The organism is Paenibacillus sp. O199 (genome assembly GCF_001636635.1).
In the GTDB taxonomy this organism is placed as follows: domain Bacteria; phylum Bacillota; class Bacilli; order Paenibacillales; family Paenibacillaceae; genus Paenibacillus; species Paenibacillus marchantiae.
In genome coordinates this window covers 300,222-322,723 of sequence record NZ_LGRP01000008.1, presented here as the reverse complement: position 1 = coordinate 322,723, position 22,502 = coordinate 300,222, and the positions used below count along the sequence as shown (strand labels likewise).

Sequence of the window (22,502 nt, the reverse complement as noted above, 5' to 3'; positions counted from 1 at the left end):
TTGAGGTTGTGTACTCGAAACAAGGTTAAATGAGTAAGTATCCCTTGTTGGTAATTTCTCACCCAAATAACCAATACATGAGATAGAAAATCTGTTTTCTTCATCATCATGAGTTATTATAATTTCATCAATTAATTTCTCAATGATCCATCTTTTGTCTTCATCAGTGAGTTTAGTGGTTGTGTATTTTTTAAACGCATTAGCCAATTCCATAAGCTGCTCTTTCGTTGCTTCTTTGTTGTTTCTGGAATTCAGTTTGTCCTGTATTTTGTCGTATTCATTTTGTATTTTTGTTATCTCTTTATTTAGTTGCGTGATATCATCATCTAATTCTTGCTCATCAATTATACCTTTACGAAACATGAGCTTTATCTTCGTGCGTTCATCTTCTTTGTTATTCAATTGTCTCGAATACTCATCTGCTAATTCCTTCAAATTATCATCTGGCGACTTAGATGCTTCTTCGAGCCTTGATAGCACCTCTTCTGGATTGTCCAAAAATTTAACTACAATACTCCATACAAAATCATCGAGTATATCCGTTCTCAAAGTTGGAACATTACACTTGTGAACGGACTCCCCAAATCTTCTTGGATATTTTCCAGAACAACGATAGAGAGGATAGGTTACTTTCTCACCTTGTTTTTTTGAGTTGTAAGTTGTTGCTTCCCATCTTCTACCACAATGCGAACATCTCATTAGTGACTTAAGAAGATAGTTATGTTTTACGTTTCCACCTTTACGAGTCAAATTCTTTCCTCTTTGAACTTGAGCCAAAGTAAACAAACTCTCATCAATAATTGCTGGCACTGATATCCTTATCCATTCTGAACTATCTCTAATCTTATATGTCTTTTTGGCTTTTCCACTTGCTGTTTTTTGGCCTTTTATTTTCTTGGTTTCACGCCTATTGTAAGTATATATTCCTATATATATTTTTGAGGTAAGAATTTTCGATATTGAACTCGCATTCCATGCTTTACTTTCTGCTCTTTTGGGAAGCGCGCCAAGCATTAATAATTCTTCTCCTATTTCCCTGAGAGTTTTTCCTTCGCGCACATACCATTGATAAATTAAGAGTACGAATTTCGATTCTTCTTCATTGATAGTCAATTTCCCATCTTTAAAATCATATCCAAATGGGGCTACTCTCATTGGCATTACTTTACCTTCTTTTTCTACTGCTCTAATCCTTCCTCTGACTGTCCTTTTTTTAATTAGTTGAAGTTCATATTGAGCTATAGAAGACATCATATTAAAGAAAAGTTGTCCTTCAGGTGTAGTCAGATATTCTGTATCAACAAATATAAGTTCAACATCATTCTTCTCAAGTTCACGACATAGTATCAACTTATCTGTTAAATCCCTAGTAAGCCTGTCAGGGTGAGTAACGATGAGTCTCTTAACTTTTTTATCTTTAACATCTTGCATTAATTCATTTAAGGCTGGTCTATCTATATCTTCTCCTGTGAATCCATATTCAATATACTCTCTGATTTCTTCTTTTGGTATTTTTAAACTTTTAGCTTTCTTATGTCCTAATTCAAGTTGACCTTCTAAGCTGGTTCCTTCGTCTGCTTGGGTTCCGGTTGAGACCCTTGGATAAATGGCTGTATATTTCAATTTCTTATTCACCTCCATATGTAATAAATTTAAAGGATAAAGGGTGACTATTTGCCACCCTCATCTTTTTGTTGATTTTGAAATAATTTGTCGATGATGTAATCTATAGTTTGATGAAGTGGTTCATCGTTCTGATATGTATATTGTAACGTTTCTTGATTGGGGACGTAAACAATCTTTACCTCTTTTTTAATGGCTATAAATCATTCCTCCCTTCTGCTCTATACTGTATGAGGAAGAATGTCTGTCCTATAACTAATTTGATCTGAATATGTATTTACTCTCTAAACTACTTATAATCAATACTCATCTTCCGTCAAACTAATCAAATGACTTGCATAGTGCGATGAGATGTATTCATCCATCTGCAAATCATGAATCTTGTCCACTATCTCAAAACCTACTGCTCCGTTTTGTCTTAACATTACTATGAGCATTTCTATTACAGCATCTTTATTTTCCCGTTTTGCCATTCAATAACTCCTTTGTATTTTGGTGAAATTCGTATTTCATTTAGATTGTAGAGAGCACGAAATTGTGCCCCCATTGAATCTGCAATGTACATGATGTATCCGACAGAATCTTACTCAATTTGATCATAGGCTTCAAGAGCAAGATCGAAATTTAGAATCATTGAATAAATAATATTACCGTTCAATTTCCCTGCAATTAATTCCAGTACATCGGCGCGCTGATAATCATTCAGATCATTCCACACACTGTTTAGTTCACTGACTACCTTGAATAAACTTTTTTGTTTACCTGTATCATCCACCAGAGAAAGATTGATAGTATTCAGTTTATTCTCAATCTCTTCTTTCAAACCTTCAATTCTATTTGAATCCTCATCGAGTCCATGTAGACGAAGAGAGATGATTCTCAATGCCTTTCCTACCTTAATGGGATCTCGCACAGTCATGTTTGCTGCTTCAAATAGGGTTTCGCTTTTCATTAATGCTCCTGCTGAACGTTTAATTGATTCCCCAATACCATCGGTAGAGATAGCGAACTTATTACCTACTTCATTATAAATTCGAACGACCTCTTCTTCTTTTGAAACCTCTACTTGATCCCACACTTCACTAAGTTCCTTGAAGATGTCGTATGTGTTTTTACTTTGATCAATAGCCTTTAGAAAATTAGCAATGTCTTCTTTTTTTAATCCAATATCATTCGGGTTTGCCTTGTTCGCAATTAGTACCAAAGCCATCCCAAGTGCACCAAGAGTCTTTGAAAGTTGTTTAGCATTTTCCTCGTTAAATTGCTGATTGTTGTTTTCCATTTATATTATCTCCTCTATTATGTATTGTCGTATTACTTCAATTTTGCAAACTGATAGGCTTTAATACTTGGTTCTAACTTCTCAAGAATTTCTTGAACATGGTCACTTACTTCATATTCTGTGTACTGTAATGCAATTTCTTTAATGAAACTATCTGTACTGTATTTCTCTTTGTTGATGTATCGTTCTCTCAAAGCACACTCATACTGCGTTAAGACTCTGACCAAATTAACATGATCACCATTGATGATTTTAGGTGGATCTAGTTTCATAGTCGCTTCTATTACTGCGTTTAACTTTTCTATGTAATTTGTAACTCCTGCAAAATCTCTAAGAGACAGATGTTTGTTGAGGGAGTTACCCATATGATTCAGGGCTTTTGAATATTTTAGAAGTTTACTCATTTTTAGATTCAATCTCTTTCTCATATCCCTTAATTGCATTGGTTAGTTCGTTTCCGTTGAGTTTTTCAAGCTTCTTTGACTGTTCAAACGTGTACCCCAATTTTAACCATGTTTCTTCAGTATTAACATTGATAGCATTCTTCGCAAAGTGTAGAGCTTTTTCATAGTCTTCTTTTAATTTCTCAAGAGTGATATCTGTCTTACCTTGACTATGTAGATACGCCAGAATATCTTCCATTTCAATATTCTCTTCTTGCTCTCTGATTCGTGTAGCCAAATCTTTCAATGCTTTTCCTACTTCTGCTGGACTAGTTGTTTTCATATTTAATTTCTCCTCTATAATGTTTATTTTTTGTATTACATTGTCATCCATCTTAGGCAACTGGCTATAGGTGTATGTATCTTGCTACTTTTTGATTACTTTAGACCCTTTTGGAACTTGCCATTTGTATATACCAACAAGCAATCATCCAACTCATACGAGAAATCAATGTTGTTACGCATTTTGTGAACTAAGTCATTAATCCGTGGATTATTCTTTTCTTCCAACTGTGACAAAACTAACTCTTTTTTATCAGAGGGACGATTGTTCCAAAAGTTATCATTCTCACACAGGATCTTCAGTGAACTTAATCCCCGTGTGTATTCATTTACCAACTGTTCCATCTCGGTATGTGTATTCAATATGTATCTCCTCTAGTAGAATTATTTTTGTAGTTCTTGCAATTTTTCAATTACTTCTTTTGCAATCAAACGTCCATTGCCAGTGCAATAAATATGTTGTGCCAATTCTGGATGATTTGAAATCAGTTCATTCATTTGTTCTGCTGTAAGTTTCTCCATTTACTTCACCTCCTCTCGTAACTTTAATTTTCTAATCTCTCTCCTGTGATACTTCTCGTAATTAACGAAACCAGACACTATTTTATCCTTCTTGCTAAGTTTCAATTTATCAATATCCACACCTTCAGTTATGAGAATGTTGCTTGGTCTTTTATTTTTATGTAGTTTATTGAAGCTGCTTACCGTGTATACATGAGAGTATCGCTTTTGATATGGATTCATCCATCCACTACCCATAATAACCGTCATATTGCGTTCAGCCGCAACAAGTACGATTACACCTGATAATAGTTGTGGAATATTGAATCCATCTATATCAACTAAGCAAGTTTCATCTGAAATCAGTGATTCGTTAATACTGATTTGTAGCAAATGGGCTGCTTTCTTCTTCAATTCTTGTCCTACATTTGCATAAAGCATCTCATAAAACCGCACAACTCCCCCTCTCTGTGTACCAGATGTACACACTGTGCTACAAAATCGATTAAGATTGCTCTAAAGCGCTTGTTTTGTGCTACAATGGGACACGTTGTGCCCTCATCTACCGTCAATTTGACGAAGGTTCAATAATATATCCACGTTTAAGTAACTCTTTGTGATACTCCATAATAGACATTCTCATGTAAGTCTCCTGAGCTGCTGTAACAAAGTTTTCTCTTACATCAAATGAAAGTCTACTATTAAACTCTTCAATTGCTCTATCACAAATATCTTTAAAATCTTTTTCGTTCATTTATTCTTCCCTCTCTATTTTGTCCTCTTAACATTTCCATCCATAAGATACTACCGACCTTCTTCATGCTTCCTAAGTTTAGATGCTCCAAAACCAAGCCATCTATCTTATCCATACCTTGTACAGTCTCAGTGAACACTTTTTCTTTTACATATCTTTTGTTTACCTGAAAAAGATTGTACATAGTTACCTTTTGAAGATACTTAGGATATTCTCCATTTGGATTAGGGATATCAAAAGAAGTCATATAGTAATGACGTTTTGATCTCTTAGTTCCAGCGGTAAAAACAGAGGTAATTTGATCTATTGGTCTTTCATTAAGTACATCGATATGCTGCTTCTCATAGTAATCTTCGTCTGGATAAATCCCATCGTTGTCGATAATCTGAAATGCTTTCCTACATACATCCGTATCTGGCATAAGGGACAATCCCTTATGTAACAAATCTAGGTATACTAAATCTTTATATTGTCGATCATGTTTCTTGATAAACTCTACTGTAAATCTCATAGCCAACCTTAAGGCTGCCAACTCATCTATTTCTTCCTTTTGAATCAATGTTTAACATCCCTCCCTTCAATTAAAGTCTATGAAACTATCATTTTACCGGAGGATTAGCCACTACCCACATGTTCAGTTCATAGGCTCTATCAAGTAATTCACTGTACTCAATGGCTTCATTAGCAAGGTTCAAACCAACTACTGCTTTTGCTGCATTAAGTTGAGAAAGTGTTGACAAGTCATTTGTATTAATCCCCATTTTTTGAAGCTTAACATATGGATCGTCATTGGGAACTTCCCTTTTTCTTACTTCCATTCTACGAACAGCATCCACATATTCTTTATCATTTTTCTTTGACATATCTAGTACATGATCCCCTCTTTGACCTCCAATACCACTAGAAGAGATAATTCTCACTTTAGCATCTCCATTGGTTAACTCAGCTCTATCTCGATGAATTGACCCCTCTACTCCCTCACCCATAATGGTTTTGAAAATATCGTATTTCTCTTTAATCTGTCTGTTCAAGTCAACCACAACAATAATTTCTTTCATATTTACATTCTCCTCTTGTGTTTTATTATTTTCTTTAATTTGTCTTACAAGATCTTCGCACTGTTCTTTTGATCCAAACATTGGATTGTAATTTGTAATCATAGTTTCTCCTTTAAACTTCCCACTCATATCTGTTTAGAATTGATTCTACTCCTTGAGGATCATAGAATTGTTCAAGAAATTCTTGTGCTGCACTCTTAATGGGCAATGTTCCCCACTCGCTTACATCATCCAAATAATCATCAGGAGCCTTAAAGTAAATGTCAGTATCTACTTCCAGCTCTTTATTGCATAGCGCTTCTAACATCAGGTTCCCCATATACAGTCCATAGTCTGCGTTGATTTCATTAACTGTTGTCATTTGATCCTCCGAATCATCTACGATTACTACTTGAGGTTTTGGTGTTAACCCAAGAGCTTCATCAATTTGTGCTTCAGTCAATCCAGCCATAATATAATTGCGGTATGCTCGTCCCATATCCGTGTTTGCAGTCATCAAATTTTCAGCCATTTTTCTATCCATTTTTTATAATCTCCCTTGTTATGTATTATTGTTGTTCAACCCACTTAATACGCTTTCCTTTACATTTCAGTTGGATGCGAATAGTAGTACCGCAATCTCTAAGATTGTAAATATTGTGTGGGTTAGCATAAATCTCATTTGATTCTCCATTATCAATCTCATAAACAGTCAAACTAAAGCCTACATCAGGGCAAAATGTTTTATAATTCTTTGCGATTGCTTCATATTGTCTTCCTTCATGTTGAAACGATGTTTTGTATTGTTCCAACTCTTCACCTCCTTTCAGGATCAAATGTTTGTTTCATCTAAAGTCTAGATATTTTCTAAGCACTCTCTCACACCATTAATCTGATCTTGGTTTAGTTCCTTTGGTTTTAGATGAGAGTAGTCCATCAACCACTCCACCATCTCTTCGTCATATCCATAAACCTTTACAAACGTCAGAACTGATTGAAGAGAACCTTGATACTCATTAAGGCTGAATTGTGATTGGTTTAATTCGCTTTGAAGGGTAGCAATTTCCTCATTCAATTTGTTAAGAGTTTCGAGATCAATGTTTACTTGTGTTTTCATTTAATGATCATCCTTTGTTATATGATTTTTTATAAACTCTTTGTTTCATCTGAAATTAAAACATTTGAGAAAGTCTTTTATCAATCTCTTCAAGAATAGGATTTACGAATTCCTGAATAATTAGATCTTTACCCCCACCATCTGGTAATAAAGAAACATTCTCCAATTGATGATTCAGAGCGATTAGCAATCCTTTATTGGTATGATTAAAAAAATGTTTATCGCTTCCGGTTATAGAACTCACGACATCTTCTGTTGTAAAATTCTTAGGCATATAAAAGCTACTCATATATTATTCCTCCGATTTATATGTATTTTTTTTAAGTCTTTGTTTCATCAGATAAAACTCATACTCAATCTTTTATTCGCTCTCTTTGCTTGTGTAAGCAATTTATATTCTTTTTTGAAGCTATGTACATAACCAGTATCTTTCGCTTTGGCTTCCTTCAATAGATCATATAGATATACTGTTTCATTGATGACATACGAAATATCCTTATAGCTACTAAATTGTTTAGTATCCTCTGCTGAATTAAAGCCAATTGTCTTAAGTTTTTCGTAAATGAATGGGCTAAAGTCGAAACAGTGTCCAGTATCAAAACCTAAGTACCAGTATTTTTTCTTAAAGCCAGTAAATGATCGTTTCCCTGAAAACGTTGCTCCTCCATGTACCTCCAGATCTCTGACCTGTTTCTTAACGTACTGGTGTGCAAAGAAGGGATGACTTCTATTAATTCCTACATATCCATTTAACCCTCCTGAGATTGGATTTCTCCAGATAACTAGATGGTAATCATCTGATGTCTTCAATTCTACGCAGTCAGGCTCAATGTGCCACTTTTCTGAATTTGTAGCTACTGCACTTTTCTGATTTTGTTCAGCCATTTCCAGAAGCGTATTCAGCACATCATTCTTGCATGTATTTTCATTATGCTCAAAACCTGATTTACTCATGTCCCAGTCCATGACCCAGTAACCCATTCCTTTACCTCTAGTGTTTTCTTTGCTTGACAACTTCCCATCAGTAGTTTCAACACTTTCAATTACACTTCCATTGGTAAGCTCCAGTTTCATATATTATTCCTCCGTTGTTATATGTATTTTAATTCTTAATGAAATCCTTATTTTATTAATTCTGAAGTTGTTTTAATACTAAGCAGTTCGTATGGTGTCTTTGCTTCTTCGATTTTCTGTGCAATGATCTCACCAAGAGCGCTATTTTTTTCTGAATATGATTTAACTAGCATATTCTTCACGCCTTCGAAGTCCGAATTGTCGAGCAATAAAGCATATAACAAGTCTGCTCCAATAGTAGAGTTCATCAAATGATTGTATCGATAATCTTCCATCAATTTAAACGCGAACCAGTCAGGATCAAGTTTAGAGCCATCACAAGTGTATTCACATCTATACTCCATCTGTTTATTTAGTTCATCAACCACTTCAGTGATACTCTTTGACTTAGTAATGATTGTCATAAAGTCAGCAGACATTTTACCCGCCACAATCGCCAAAGGTGTAATAATTTGAAAATCCTCTTCTTGTGAAAAGTCTTCATTTCCTTGTTTAATGAGAGCATCCCACTTATCCAATTCCAATTTACCTTTTTCAGTTAACATTACTTGATACATTTACTTCCTCCTATTCAGTTATCAATAACACTTCAATATCCTGTGGTATCAATTTGTGTTTACTCTGCAACTTTTTCACAAACTTATAGTTCTTCTTGTTTAACCTCTTATGAGATGAGTTCAAAATAAGTCTAATATTGACCTTCCTTTCAGAGAGCCAATTAACAAGATCGATGAATCCCTTCAGGTCACTATACTCGCCGTGCCCACGAACAAATAACTCATATTCCGCATCAGTGTAATGTTCGTCATCAATTTCAATAAAAAAGCAATCTCCATAATTAAACCAATGTTTTATTCTATTCATCTCCATACTCCAGCATCCAGTTGCTTAAAATCATATTCGCTTTTCTTGTTGTATATTTACACCTATTCTTCTTTACATACTTCATCTGTACATACTCTCCCAAATAGGGAGCATTACTCTTTTCAAACGAATCAACCGGAACATGAAAATTGTATTTACCAAAGCGATAATATAAGAGATCTTCCTTGTTCCCAAACCAATCAAATTTACTATGTATCCCTCTTAGTTCAGCATGTTCAGAGGTCATTGCTTTCTCGATTATTTCCCTTTTCATCTCATATAGCTTATTCAATTTCTTTCCCAATTTCTTCTTGCTACACTTGCCACTGTTACAACTACTATTCCTATAAATCTTCTCAGCTCGTTTCGCTGCCTTGTTAATCGTAAACAACGCTTCGCTTTCTTTTAGAAGATCGTTATTTGTGATCTCCTCCCCAATCAAATATCACCTCCCTAACAGAGTAATCTATGTATTATCCAAGAAATAAATCTTGGATTATTATTTTATTATTTATATAGTTTACGATTGACACATTTTAGTGCGATAAAAGAAGCTGTACCATCATCATTGATTATGTAGTAATCTGAACTTTGGGTGAGATTATCATCTTCTTCGTGTACTGGATACAATTTATCTTGAGTAAGTTTGAAGTAACCAAGGTCTTCATTCAGAACATTTTCTTTTGAGAATACTGCATAGTCGCATCATCATATGTACTTGTTTCTTCTAGTGCTAGTTTCAGGCTCATTTGTTTTCTCCTTAAGTTTTATTTGTTGTTACTCTCTAAGTATAATTCACGGATATTCTTTCGTCAATACTTATTTTTACTCTTATTATTTTATTATTTAATGCTTATGTAAGAGACATACTGAGACTAATCTGCATTGCTTTTTCAATCTTCTTAAAGTAAATCTTTGGCATATCAAAAATTTTAAATTCCAACTTCTTCTTAGGAATAGTTAAGATTTGCTCGAATAGGATAGTGCTATCACTATACATTCCACAAGATTCGGCATCAACATAAACATGCGTTGGCATTGGTTTCTTAATTTTGCTTGATGTTAAAGGTGCTATTATTACAACTGGAGAGTACCTATTACCAATATCATTACTTACCACTAAGCACGGTCTAACTCCTCCCTGAACATGATCCTCACCTTTACCTAAATCAACATTCCAAACTTCCATCCTTTTTATTGTCTTAGCTTCAGCTCCTCTACGCTCCATTACCAAACTCATAATGCATCCACTCCTTAGTCTTATTTTTCTTTACGACACAGTGTTATTTTTACTCTTAAACTGATTATACCTTAATTTGAGTCACTTACAAGAGAACACACGTTCCATTTTCACAAATATGAATCACAGTCAATATGTAAAACGTGACAACCAACAATATTTTAGTCCCCGACTAAAAAAGCTTGACAAGTAAAAATGTGGGTATGTGAATTTAAACTTGGGATACTTCATATTAAACGTAAATATAATAATTGAAACTGTTATTTTATCTTTAATGTTGAAAAAAATAGGATCAGGCTTCATTTGCCCAATCCGTTGTTAGTCTACTTGTTGTTTTCTATTTCTTTTGTTTGAACGTACACGCCTATTCTTACTTAACTCTATTAAATAATTCTCATACTCTTCATTTTTCAGGAGTAATCTTTCCCAATCTTCATCTTGAAGAGGGCCTATGTAGTGAGTTTTCTCTATATCTTCTCTATTAATTATCTTAGCTTGATTTACAAGTAACCACGATTTCTTAGTTAATTGTGAGTCTTTCCAGCCTTCAATCTCTAGTTTCCAATAGTCATCCTTGTGTCTAGGTGGTTTATTTGGAGATGTACCAGTGATAGGCAAACAATAAACATCATCATCGTCCACATAAATGACTAAATTTGGCCTACGTTTGCCCTCACTTGGATCATCGCTATACTCACGATAAACTTCATATATGTCTTTAGGCAAAATCAACATTATTTACGCTCATACCCTTCTGCCCAAGCTACGTGTTCTGGATTATTTCGATCTAATACAATTTTACCATCTCTTCTCGGAAGTCTTTTAGCAGTTTTCAGAAATCCCATGCTAATGCCTTCAGGAGTTTTCGATGCAGATTTTCTGTTTTCTTGGATTGTAGACATGTCTTTGTCCTCCTCACACATATTACAAACATCTCCCTTTGTTCTTTAGTTGGTAAAAGTATTTCTTTTTATTAAAAGGTATATACCCTTATTACCCAACGTAGAACTGGAAGATCGTACCTTTATCATATCACCTTCATATAACATATACAATGTATATGCGACATTTAGTTGGTAATAGTTGCTGCTATCTGAACATAGTTGGTAAAAGAAAAAGCGCCTAGAATTAGTCTAGACGCTTAAGTGGATTTGTTATTGTTTATTTGTTGAAAAGCATGTAAGCATTGAGAGCCATATTAAAAGATGAATTTTTTTCGGCATAATCAAATGCAATCTTACCATTATTGTCTTTAATCTTAGCGTTTGGTTTACGTTCAAGGACTTCACCAAAATAAAAATCATTTTGCTCAATAACGCTTACGTGCAAAGCAGTTTTTCCATCATTTTGCTGAACATTTACATCAAGTGCGTTTCTATTAATTGCTTTAAAGGCTTCATAATTATTCTCTTCAATAACGAACATTAGAAGAGTTTTGCCTGTATTAGAATCTTGATCATTGACCCCAAGGGTTCCATTGTTTAATGCAGTGCGCAACTTATCGGCATCTAATTTACCATCAGTTGAATATGTTTCTTTCAAATTACTCACCTTTTTGCTTGAAGTATTTGTTGAATTTGAGTTATTGCTGACACTTGGAGTGGTAACAATAGTTCCAGATGAGCCATTGTTTGAATCCGTTTTTGTACCATTACTAGCTGTTGTACTGCTTGCCGAAACTCCCTCTTTCAAGGAAACCTGAGAACTTGTAACTGATTCTACTGAATAGCCCATGGCATTTGCTGTGTCTCGTACTGGAAGATAAAGTTTTCCGTTAACATTGAGAGGACTATCAGATAATTTTGCCTGAGTACCATCTACAACAATCTTTACATTACTTTGAGTAGCTTTAAGATATGCGGCCGCACCTACTGCTGTTCCTGCTGTAACTGTGATACCAACAATTGCTCCTAATGTAAACGTAGACAATTTACCAATCATTTTTTTCATTATGTACCTCCAATAATGGTATAGTTTTCATATTTAGTCTATACCATTACTATCGGCAATTTAAATGGTATAGTTTAGTTCAAATCGATACGTGTTGCTTGATCTTTAATATTACCGCCAGCAGTTCTAGTAATGTTGCCTGTTGCCTTCATTTCAATATTTCCTTGGACATCTATTTTTAATCCAGTTGAGGAAAGTTCAAATATCGAACCATTAGCGAGACCTAACTTATAAGAACCGCCCTCTGTAGCTATAAATTGAAAGTCTTTGCTCTGCGCTGTGAAAGCTCCACCTTCTGAATTGACATAAATCCCTGTGTCCTTAAAGTCAATGCTACGTTCTCTCGCATTGTTACTAGCTTTATACTCCTGCTTATATCCACCGTTATATTTAGTGTTAACCATCTTGGCTCTATCATTAGCTCCACCATCACCTGTTCCAATCTTCTCGACTGGTTGAGCTGCATCACCAGATCCTTCAAAGGTTATTTCACGTTTGATCTTCATTTTGTCTTTAGGAAGGGTGTAAGAGTATGCAATAATACCTGTGTTTTCTGTAGTCAGGATACGTTTCTCACTGTCCTGCCAAAACAGAAGCCTGTTACGTGAATCCTTAGCTTGTTCTTTAGCTGATACTTGAGCAGTAATGAACTGTATCTTGTTACCTTCGATATCGATGTAATCAATAAACTGACCCTCTTCCGCATCCTTACCAATGGTTTTCAGCCTATTTACAGTCAGATTATTCACATATCCATCATCTGCAAGGATTGTGTTAACCTCAAGCATTTCAGCCATGAGTTTACCCACGTTGATCATATCAAACTTGTCTAGGTCAATTACTCCTGCATCAGTGTCAATTAACAATTCGCCAGCTTTACCGTAAAACTTAGCGTTGTGAGCTTTAAGATTACCATACATATCAACTGAAAAATTACCTTTATCAAAATCTTCTGCTCCCTCTGAAATTTTTCCTCCCCACATACCAACCTTGGGAAAAATCCGAAATATGCCGTCACCGTCACGCAACGTTAGAGACGATTCATCAATTTCACCATTTCCAAACTTAGAGTTTTTGATGACTGCACGATCAGCAAACAAGGAATTTAGCCATGCGTTCCCGAGGAAATCAAAACGTGTTGGGCTGCTTGCCCACGTATTTCCTCCTAGGGAAAGACCCTCTGAGGTAAGGAGCATAAGCTCATTGTTGTCGCCAACACGTAGACGCAAATCGCCTTCTTGAGACAATCCAAATACATTGGTTGTTACTCCGTTACGAATCTTATCAATGTAGAATCCACGACCATTATCTATACCTGATACGTTTGTGATAGTCTTGTCGTTACAATTACTTGAAGCATATCGATTTACGTGCATACCAAATACGTCTGGTAACTCTGATGTGAGCCCCAATCTTAAAACAGGTCGTCCACAACGGTCATCGATCATTAACTTTGAACCTTCAATGGTAAATACACCAGTCGTATCGGCAATTACGACACGCTGTCCAAGTATGACTTTTCCATAGAGCATCTCAGCAATGACCCCGCTGGCATCAATCGCTGTTTCGAATCGGAGTCCCCCGCTGCGGGTGAGTCCTATTTGACCATGAGTCAGACGAAGGAATCTAAGAGGGTCTTCATCATCACTGATTGTTATTCCTTGATTATTTAGTTCAACTGTATTATTTATACTCATGTTAATTTGATTTGTTACTTTGTTCCATACATTTTCAAAAAGACGACTCATATCAGAAGAATCAACGACAGCTTGACCCCATTTGGTTTTACTTGTATCCACGATTACACTAGTATTTTTGTAATCCCTCATCAACTTTTCAATAAGATTCGCTTCATCATTAACATTTTTAGCATTACTCAACGTTAACTTAATACTCGATCCACTAAAGTCAAAATTAATTCCTATGATTCGAGCTGTCAAAGCTTTACCTAATGGTTCATATTTGATATTGATGAAGTCGCCTAGATTTAGTTTCTTCCAATTTCTTTGTTCTTCAATAATCTCTAGGAAATTAACGATATCTACCTCAACAGATAATTCTGGAATCTGCAACTCTTTAAATTTCTCTTGTGCAGCTTCATATAAATCTTTTTCATCTATGTATACGTCATCGCTGAATTCTTTCTCGATCACGTAATCCTTCAGTTCTGTGAGTTGCTCGTCTGTAAAATTATTATCTGAATCAAGTATGTTCTTCAAGTTACTTATTTGACTCTGAACATTTGTAATCTGATTTAACTTATTACTAATCTCAATTTGCTTGAGGTTAATCTGATTCTCTTTATTATCCAAACTGTATCGTTCAACTATTGCATTATCATTGCCAGCCATTTGATACTCTTCGATGCTAATAGTTGCAACCTGCATAAACACACCTGTGGATGAGCCATTAACTGTAATAGTTGTTGTATCAAGATTGTTTAACTTGCCCAACATTACCCATCTACCCGATGTTACTGATTTAACCGATCCATTCAACGCAACAGTTAAACCTGAAGAGGAGTCAACTTTAATCATTGCAGCATAATTGTAGCCTTTGTTTAACTTAAAAGTTCTCGATGTACTACCGCTATGACTATACTTCTCAAAGAACATTTTATCGCCAAATTGTTGAGTAACCTTAACCTCTTGAATAACTTTTTCATCATTCTGGAGTTTATTCAAATCGACTTTGAGTTCGTTTAGCTCTCTCTCGTACAATTCCAAACTATCCAAGTACTGCTTAAACAATCCTGTTTTACTCTCAATTAGCGCTTCATAGTCCAATAGAGCATGGCAAAGTGAATCAGTCATATAGTGACTTGATGAAATCACACTTTTATTGGCATCTCGTTGGAATGGATACATCCAATAGCCAAAATTTTCAATATAGTTTTGTCCAGTCGGATTAACTTTCTGAATACCAAGTCCATCTTTTCCATATGCATATAGACGAGTCACCATGTCCTCTGCATTACTATGAACATTCATACTCTTCATTAACTTACCATAACCAAAAGTAAGACCCATATTGATGCCTGTAAGCTCAGGCTTAGTCATACTTATAAGTCGACTCTCTGAGTCGAATTTCAAAATTGCATTATACTTGTCCGCAATGTCCACAATGGCAGCCAACGCATTTGTTGAAGTAAATTCAAATGCTCTCTTACTCAGCTTGAAATCTGCATCGATATAGTCGATATTCCAAAGTGTATTTGCCAATATATCAATCATTACTTTGTCTGCCCCATACGATTCAACAGAATAGCTTTTAATCAGGGTATTGTTTAATTCGTACTCAAGAGAATAACAAGACACATTCAACATGTCACTGTTGTCTAAGGAATCTTCAATATTATGTATGATGTACCATTCAGACTTATTGCCTGTAACAGTGTTGATCAGGTATCTTTCTCTAATAAGTTCGATGTTCTTATTTGTTTTTAAAGAGTGATGTTTATCAAGTTTGTATGGCAGCGAGAGGTTTAATTCTCCTACTCCATTCAAATCCATTGAAATATTGTCGTTAAATGCTTCGCTCAGTTTACTAATGATTTCTCGATTGGGTTTAGCGAGGAAGTATTGCGGTTGGATCGGCTTTTTATTACGGTCTATGTTTCCTAACAAACTATCTCTCCTAACAAATAAAGAAGAGGGAATTAACCCTCTCCTTATAGTTTAATTTTCTTAATTGCTGATGCAACTTCTGAAGCTACGTCCTTAACACTATGGTGTGGTTGTGCTGTGATATTGTTTGTGATTTCATACTTGATAATCTTTTGTTCAGGTGTGGATTGCTTATTGTTAAATGAAGGAATAATAGAGGATAAATTAACTTTGGAGATGTTATCAACGATACTACGAGTAATATCAACAGCTTTTAACATGTTCCCTGTATCAGACTTATTGAGAATCATTTCTTTTTCATGAGCTAGTAGAAGTTTGCCACCAGATCCCCAAGCAGGAGTCATACCGCCAGTTTCAGCAGAGAATATCTTTTGACTCACTAAGTCCTTGTAACTACCGTCAGGGAATCCATACACGGAACGAAGTTGGTCATTCTTAGACTTGAGTTGGTTAAATTGTTGCTCATAACCTTTATACTCCATTGAGCCCTTCTCAAACTTCTTCATTTCCTCTTTCATGTTCTCAGCTTGCTGTTTATTGCTCAGATACTCAGTCCAAGCTTGTCGTGCAGCAGGCGTTCCTTTAATTGTTCCTGTTGATCCATTGTTAGTAGTATTACTTCCACTACCGCCACTACCTGCTTCAGTATTTGTATAATCCCCAATTTTGAATTTGTTCAGATTTTCCAAAGAAGTTTGAACTTCATTAATCATATTCTGCATCTCTTGAGATGTCTCAAATGTATGGTCTTTGATGTTGGCAAATAACTTGTCATACTCTCCACCGATGATTCCAAGTGTAGCAGTTACAACAATTGCATCGTTACTCATCAAGCCCTTTTTGAGTTCGTAGAATTTCTTCTGATCTTCAAGGATGTCTTTATATTTACGCTCAGTCTTTTTCTTTTCTTCGTCAATCTTATCAAGCGTATCATCATGAAGTTTATCTTCTTCATCTTTAATCTTGTCGTTGTAATTCTTGTTATCGTCGAGTTGATCTTGTAAGCCCTGCTTAATCAGTTCACGTTCACGGTCACGTTGATATTTAAAGATTTCTTCATCTAGGGCATCTAGTTGGTCTTGCAGTTCTTTACGAACAGCTTTACCTTCCATAGTATCATCCATAGAATATCTATTAAATTTGTCCTGAACTTTTTGCCGTTCTTCCATCTTCTTCTTAAGTTCTTCTTCGTAGTCAACACCAGCATTCTCACGGTCAAATGCTTTGAGTCGAGCATTAATATAATTTTCGAATTGTTTTTGCTCATCGTCAATGTTCTTGGTGCGTTCCTTGTGGCGCTTATCTTCCTTCTCACGTTCCTGATCGAGAGCTTCCAAAGCCAAATCGCGTTGCTTTTCAATTACTTTCTTATACTCTTCAATAACATTGTCAGCAGCAGACTCACGTAAGTCTTTAAGGGTCTTATTTACATCAGCTAATGCAGAGTTCGTTCCAAGTAACGACAAATTGAATTCTTGAAGTTTATCATTATAGTATGCAGTCATTTCAGCATTCAATTTACCACTTGCAAGCAGAGACTTGGTATACTCGATCTCTTTGGCTAAAACTGAACTCTTATGTTCAAGAATTGGAATCTGACTTTTCAACTCTTTATTGTACTCAACAGAACCCTCAGTCATCAGTTTCAAATTGGCATCAGATACAGCTAGGGCATCATCATCAGCTTTAATTTGTTTGTCATAAGAAGATAGTTGACTATCAAATACATTCTTACGCTTCTCGTCAATTTGAGCTTGATAATCCCACCACTTGGCGCTATTCTCGGCAAGCTTAGCGTCAAACTCACCTTGAGTAATCTTTTTATCAATTAATTGTTGGCGAATATCTTTATTTTGTTGCTCAATTAGTTTCTGTTCTTGTTGAAGATAACTACTCTGAGCCATTTCCTCTTTGCGCCACTCTGGACTGTCTTGTGTAAATCGACTTTGTTTATTGGCCGACAATTCACGTTTAGACTGCAAAGCTGATATTGCACTTTCTGATCCAGCAATTACGCCTTCAACAATTTCTATCCCTAACTGATATGACTGGGCCTTATCCGATGAGTTTGTTAGATCTGTATCACGTTTAGCATCGTCGATTTCTTTTTGTGTAGCATTAACGACTTCTGTTGTAGTCTTACCATCAGAGCTAGTTGTTTTAACTTTTGTTGCTGAACTAGTATTAGAAGTAGGGGAGCTTGAACCTGAGATTTCATTATAATTTGCTAAAACTTTAGGCGCATAAGCTTTAGTCTCAGCAAAAGGAATGTTCCCCATCTTACCAGCTTTAATCCACTTGTCTACATTGCCGGGGCCAGCATTGTATGCCGCAAGAGCATATTCCAAATTACCATTGTATTTCTTAAGGAGACTTGCTATGTACTTAGTACCACCAGCCACGTTTTGATCTGGGTCATAGGAGTTTTTAACACCTAATCCCTTTGCGGTGCCCGGCATAAGTTGCATTAATCCTGCGGCTCCAGCTCCAGATTTTGCATTTGGATTAAATGTACTTTCAGTTTTAATAATAGCAGCGATCAGTTTAGGGTCGACACCATTTTGAGAAGCGTATTTGTTGATTATATCTGCATATTTACCAGAGTAACTGCCACTAGATGTTGCAGTAGAAGAAGAGGATGTTGATACTGAAGAGGTTGGTGCAGGTTCACCAGATGCCGTTTTCGTGGTTGTCTTAACCTTAGTCGAAACTAATTCAGATGGAGTTTGAAGAGCTCTCTCTTGAGTAGCTATTTTGTCATCAAGTAGTCTTTTCTCTTCTTCTAAACTCGCAATATACTCTTTAGAACCCTTAACCATTGTGCTACGTTCATTTTGAACTTTCTTGATAGCATCAGCTAGTTTGATAAGTTTCTTCTGAGTTTCGGTCAGAATCTCATTGGTATCTGTATATGTGTTATTTAATTTTTCTGTAGTCTTTTTATCTTTATCTTTAGCAGATCCAACATCATCAAGTGAACCGAGCATAGTTTTAAAAGAAGTGTTCAAGTCATAGATTCGATCTAAAAGTTCTTTGTATGGTCCAGCAGCAGCTTGTTGAGCCTTTTTGGCTTGATTTATTACTGCTTGATTTTCAATACCTTTACCTGTTAAATCTTCAACTACCACTTCAGCAGCGATATTCATATCTACTTGAGCTTTTGCGGCGCTCAGCTCAGCCATAGTAGACAAGGCTTCAATCTCAATTCCCCAAATTTTCATCTTATCGACGAGTGCCTGTTTGTTGCCAATGACTTCTTTTTGCCCAAGAGTGTCAAGAGTTTTAAAGTAGTCAATTTTAGTTTTCTTCAATGCTTCTAGCGCTGATTTTTCAATTGTATATCCGTTTTTTAACTCTTTAACATTTTTGGCTAACACTGGATACTTCGTAGTCAACTTAGTCATCTCATTAGCAGAGAGAACCGTACCTTTAGATAAGTTGTACATGGTGTCATTTAACTCGCCAATATCACTGATAGTATCACTTACAGCTTCTGCATACTTTTTAGTGTCTTCAGTTGCTTCACTTGCAGATCCACCGAACATATACATTCCATCAGCGGCTTTAGTGGCATTGCTGAAAATATCATAAAGGCTTTGAACAACTTCATTATTCCCATCTAAACTTGAAAACATTGCAATGGAATTTACAGTCTTTTCAAGATTTGATCCATCGAAGTTCTTAATTTCTTTTGATGCTTCTGCAATTACATTTTTGAATTGTTCAGTGGGTAGCTTTGACAGAGATTTGCTTACTGTATTGAACAGTTCTTTTTGTGTATCATTGTAATTCTGTTGAGCAGAAGTATTAGCTTCAATCTCTTTTTTCTTGTCTGCTTCTAATTGATTAATTGTTTCCATCGAAGGCTGAAGATCTTCAATCGTTTTATTGATTGATTCCAATGCTATTTGGAGAGATTCTGCATCTTTAGGTGCTTTAGATAAGCCAGCGAAGGTTATCTTATCAAAATCACTGCTCATAAGATTATCGCGCATATTCAGTAACTCTTGATAATATTGTTCTAGACTCAAATCTTTGGTTTTTCTTTGGCTGAAATCTTCATCAACCTTATAGTTCTTACTAAAAACTCCTCCAGAAAGAACGGGAGAAGCGTATTTACGTTCTTGAATGGAATTAACGAGTATTTGGTCTTCAGCTATCTTATTTTTCAGTTGAGTTTGAGTTAATTTCTCAAGGATTGCAATTTGCTCTTCGTAGCTACCATTGACTAGATTGATTCCGCTTGCTTCAGACCCGTATGTATCAATTAATCTATTTTGAAGTTCGAATAATTTATTTTTAACATCGGCATTATTTGAGATTTCATTGTAATTCTCTTTGTAATATGATGTTGAATCTTGGAGTTCTCCGGACAATTTTTCATGTTTACTATTTGTCTTGTCAATAGTATCATTCATTTTTTCGGTTGCATTGTCGAGTTGCGAAAAGACTGCAACAAGAGTAGATATCACCCCTACAGCTAAACCCAGTATGCCTAATGAACGTTGAAAAATTGTCATTTTTGTCGCAGCGCGAGATGCAGAATCGCCAGCACCATCCATGGCAGTTTTTGTTGCAAATAAACCCGTAATACATTTATACAAGCTTATTGTAGTATCGACTATAGCTTTTGATTTAAAAGCAATGAATAGCCCACCTACAATACCAACTGTTCTACCTACGTTCCCCAAAGTTTTAATCAGTTTAGTTCCTGCATCAATGATACTGTTTAAGAAATCTCTACTTGCACTGTTTCCCCAATAGTCTGAAACAGCATTTTTAAACTTCGCAATGTGACCCTGCATACTTTCCAAGAATGCAGCATTTTCTTTGGCGGCTGATCCAAAAGAATTTAATCCTGCTTGCAAGGCACCCTCTGCATCGTTCCAATTCTCAATCATAGAGGATGCAATATTACCCTGCATTTTACCTGCTACTAGTTCTAAGACATCAGCACGCTGAATATCGCTCAATCTGTCCCATACACTGTGCAAATCACTAAAAATCTCGTATGTGTTCTTAAATGTTTTTTCGTCTTTCTTAAGGGTGAGTCCGATTGATTGGAATTTTTCTTCTAATGAAGGAAGTAAGCCATCAACAGCAGAACCATCTTCATCAACACCTCGTAAACGCATCGATAAAGTTTTAAGAGCGTTACCTACTTTAGTTGGGTCTTGTACGGTTGTGTTGGCGGCAGTAATAAGTGCCACTGACTCTTCGATAGTGTTTCCCGCCGAAGACAACGATGATGCTGAGCGTTGTACTGCTTGACCAATGCCATCAGTTGAGATAGCAAACTTGTTACCAACTTCGTTATAAATATCTACAACTTTGGCGACATTATTGGCTTCTCTGTCAACTTCAATGCCAAAGCCTTTAATTGATGAAATAAGTTGTTTGGACGCATCTTCAGGTGTTTTAATATCTCCGACATTTTGATAAACCAGTGTTTGTTTAGCCATGTTTTGAGCAGTCTGTATATCATATCCCAGCCTTGCCCATTCAGAACTTGACTTGATAACATTGAGAGTAGTATTACCAATTGAATCTCCTAATGAAGAAGAAGTTTGGACGAACTTTTTATAAGTTGCGTCTGTCTCATCTGTCACCTTCATCAAATCAGTCATAGCTTTATCCATATCATAGATATCTTGCAGGCCACTTCTCAGCATTCTAATTGGAGCAAATACTCCTGCTGTAGCTCCTAGCCATAGAGCAACCTTTTGCGTTGCATGACCAAATTGACTACCAAGACCATTAACACTTTGTGCGCTGAGTTTAGCCTGAGATGTAATCTGTGTAAGTTTGGTTTGCAACTCAGTTAGAGCATTTTTGTAATTGCTAACCTTTCCTACATCTTTTAATTGAGCATTCAACGCAGTAAGCTCAGCAACAGCTGAAGAGTTCCCTTTGTATCTCGATTGAGCCGCGCTAATTCTGGCTTGCATGTCTGCCATAGATTTTTGTCTATTAAGATTCTCTTTAATCGCTTCGCCATGCGCTTTATCGATAGCTAACCGATCACGAGCGGCCTTCTGTTCAGCCTTAATTTCGTTATCAGAAATTTGTTTTCTGATTTTACTTTCTTCATTGGCAACACGAGTCATTTCTTGTTGCTGTTTTATGTAATCGTTAAGCTGATTATAATTCTTAATATTGCCTTCAGCATCAGTATTTACGGTTACTTTTTGTCCGGTAGTGTTCTGATATGTATTCGAATAACCTGTGACTTCTCCAGTTTTATTCTTATTAACCTTTGATCTAGTCTGACCATATCCGTCTAACTCTTTTTCAAGTTGCTTGAGTGTCTTGGCTTGGTCATTAAAAGCTTTGGTTTCATCTTGAACACGCTTAATATTCTCATCAATCTTTTTATTGGTTTTTGTTATTACTTCACCATTAGCCAAATGACGTTCAGTAACTTTTTCAATGGAACCATCCAACATTTTAGTCGTCTTAACTGTTTCGTTAACAACTTTGTTCTGTTGTTCCAATGCCTTATTTAATTGCTGTGTCGCCTTAATGAATCCATCTACAGATTTCACAAAACTAGGATCAATATTAACTTTTAAGCTCAATGTTTGAAGGGATTTAGATTGGGATAGTGCTTTAATTCCATCGTTAATGTTCTTAATTGAACTACTATAGCTCAACCCTGCGTCAATGAGTATGCGCATGTCGCTCATATATACACGTCCTTAATATTAAT

Annotated in this window: 24 protein-coding genes; all 24 read right to left on the bottom strand. The window is 35.8% G+C overall.

What is annotated here, in order from left to right:
• On the bottom strand, positions 1-1,623 hold a 1,623-nt coding region (locus tag A6049_RS15410), incomplete at its 3' end, for a recombinase family protein (RefSeq protein WP_063565498.1).
• Between the two features lie 299 nt (positions 1,624-1,922).
• Positions 1,923-2,096 (bottom strand): hypothetical protein, encoded by a 174-nt coding sequence (locus A6049_RS33280; RefSeq protein ID WP_161490599.1) that lies wholly within the window; start codon positions 2,094-2,096, stop codon positions 1,923-1,925.
• A 110-nt stretch (positions 2,097-2,206) separates the two neighbouring features.
• Positions 2,207-2,905 (bottom strand): phage tail tape measure protein, encoded by a 699-nt coding sequence (locus A6049_RS15405; protein WP_063565497.1) that lies wholly within the window; start codon positions 2,903-2,905, stop codon positions 2,207-2,209.
• Positions 2,906-2,937: 32 nt separating this feature from the next.
• On the bottom strand, positions 2,938-3,309 hold the full coding sequence (locus tag A6049_RS15400) for a hypothetical protein (protein ID WP_063565496.1): 372 nt from the start codon (positions 3,307-3,309) through the stop codon (positions 2,938-2,940).
• Entirely contained in the window at positions 3,302-3,631 is a 330-nt protein-coding gene (locus A6049_RS15395) for a hypothetical protein (RefSeq protein WP_063565495.1), read from the bottom strand. Before A6049_RS15395 ends, A6049_RS15400 begins: the two co-directional genes overlap by 8 nt.
• A 95-nt stretch (positions 3,632-3,726) precedes the next feature.
• Positions 3,727-3,993 (bottom strand): hypothetical protein, encoded by a 267-nt coding sequence (locus A6049_RS15390; protein WP_063565494.1) that lies wholly within the window; start codon positions 3,991-3,993, stop codon positions 3,727-3,729.
• Between the two features lie 21 nt (positions 3,994-4,014).
• The gene (locus A6049_RS33275; RefSeq protein ID WP_161490598.1) at positions 4,015-4,152 is read right to left on the bottom strand and encodes a hypothetical protein; all 138 of its coding nucleotides are present in this window, start codon (positions 4,150-4,152) and stop codon (positions 4,015-4,017) included.
• Positions 4,153-4,587 carry a hypothetical protein gene (locus A6049_RS15385; protein WP_063565493.1) on the bottom strand — a complete coding sequence of 145 codons (435 nt, stop codon included), beginning with the start codon at positions 4,585-4,587 and terminating at the stop codon, positions 4,153-4,155.
• Between the two features lie 112 nt (positions 4,588-4,699).
• Positions 4,700-4,885, bottom strand: coding sequence for a hypothetical protein (locus A6049_RS15380; RefSeq protein ID WP_063565492.1), 186 nt, complete (start codon positions 4,883-4,885; stop codon positions 4,700-4,702).
• Positions 4,866-5,444: a hypothetical protein gene (locus tag A6049_RS15375; protein ID WP_063565491.1), complete on the bottom strand. Its 579-nt coding sequence runs from the start codon at positions 5,442-5,444 to the stop codon at positions 4,866-4,868. The genes A6049_RS15380 and A6049_RS15375 overlap by 20 nt, the downstream gene beginning before the upstream one ends.
• A 40-nt stretch (positions 5,445-5,484) precedes the next feature.
• Positions 5,485-6,045 carry a hypothetical protein gene (locus tag A6049_RS15370; protein ID WP_145921929.1) on the bottom strand — a complete coding sequence of 187 codons (561 nt, stop codon included), beginning with the start codon at positions 6,043-6,045 and terminating at the stop codon, positions 5,485-5,487.
• Between the two features lie 10 nt (positions 6,046-6,055).
• Entirely contained in the window at positions 6,056-6,466 is a 411-nt protein-coding gene (locus A6049_RS15365; protein ID WP_063565489.1) for a hypothetical protein, read from the bottom strand.
• A gap of 25 nt (positions 6,467-6,491) precedes the next feature.
• On the bottom strand, positions 6,492-6,734 hold the full coding sequence (locus A6049_RS15360; protein WP_063565488.1) for a hypothetical protein: 243 nt from the start codon (positions 6,732-6,734) through the stop codon (positions 6,492-6,494).
• A 44-nt stretch (positions 6,735-6,778) separates the two neighbouring features.
• On the bottom strand, positions 6,779-7,039 hold the full coding sequence (locus A6049_RS15355; RefSeq protein ID WP_063565487.1) for a hypothetical protein: 261 nt from the start codon (positions 7,037-7,039) through the stop codon (positions 6,779-6,781).
• A gap of 55 nt (positions 7,040-7,094) precedes the next feature.
• Entirely contained in the window at positions 7,095-7,328 is a 234-nt protein-coding gene (locus tag A6049_RS15350; protein ID WP_063565486.1) for a hypothetical protein, read from the bottom strand.
• Between the two features lie 47 nt (positions 7,329-7,375).
• Complete coding sequence (locus tag A6049_RS15345) at positions 7,376-8,113, bottom strand: hypothetical protein (RefSeq protein WP_063565485.1); 738 nt, start codon at positions 8,111-8,113, stop codon at positions 7,376-7,378.
• 47 nt (positions 8,114-8,160) lie between these two features.
• Entirely contained in the window at positions 8,161-8,670 is a 510-nt protein-coding gene (locus A6049_RS15340) for a hypothetical protein (RefSeq protein ID WP_063565484.1), read from the bottom strand.
• A 299-nt stretch (positions 8,671-8,969) separates the two neighbouring features.
• Positions 8,970-9,419 carry a YkyB family protein gene (locus tag A6049_RS15330; RefSeq protein WP_063565482.1) on the bottom strand — a complete coding sequence of 150 codons (450 nt, stop codon included), beginning with the start codon at positions 9,417-9,419 and terminating at the stop codon, positions 8,970-8,972.
• A 411-nt stretch (positions 9,420-9,830) separates the two neighbouring features.
• Complete coding sequence (locus A6049_RS15325; protein ID WP_095206113.1) at positions 9,831-10,217, bottom strand: type II toxin-antitoxin system PemK/MazF family toxin; 387 nt, start codon at positions 10,215-10,217, stop codon at positions 9,831-9,833.
• A gap of 318 nt (positions 10,218-10,535) precedes the next feature.
• Entirely contained in the window at positions 10,536-10,952 is a 417-nt protein-coding gene (locus tag A6049_RS15320; protein WP_063565481.1) for a type II toxin-antitoxin system PemK/MazF family toxin, read from the bottom strand.
• The gene (locus tag A6049_RS33270) at positions 10,952-11,119 is read right to left on the bottom strand and encodes a hypothetical protein (RefSeq protein ID WP_161490597.1); all 168 of its coding nucleotides are present in this window, start codon (positions 11,117-11,119) and stop codon (positions 10,952-10,954) included. The genes A6049_RS15320 and A6049_RS33270 overlap by 1 nt, the downstream gene beginning before the upstream one ends.
• 259 nt (positions 11,120-11,378) lie before the next feature.
• On the bottom strand, positions 11,379-12,167 hold the full coding sequence (locus tag A6049_RS15315; protein WP_063565480.1) for a stalk domain-containing protein: 789 nt from the start codon (positions 12,165-12,167) through the stop codon (positions 11,379-11,381).
• A 74-nt stretch (positions 12,168-12,241) separates the two neighbouring features.
• Positions 12,242-15,793 carry a phage tail protein gene (locus tag A6049_RS15310; protein WP_063565479.1) on the bottom strand — a complete coding sequence of 1,184 codons (3,552 nt, stop codon included), beginning with the start codon at positions 15,791-15,793 and terminating at the stop codon, positions 12,242-12,244.
• A 44-nt stretch (positions 15,794-15,837) separates the two neighbouring features.
• Complete coding sequence (locus tag A6049_RS34410; protein ID WP_063565478.1) at positions 15,838-22,479, bottom strand: phage tail tape measure protein; 6,642 nt, start codon at positions 22,477-22,479, stop codon at positions 15,838-15,840.
• Between the last annotated feature and the right edge of the window lie 23 nt (positions 22,480-22,502).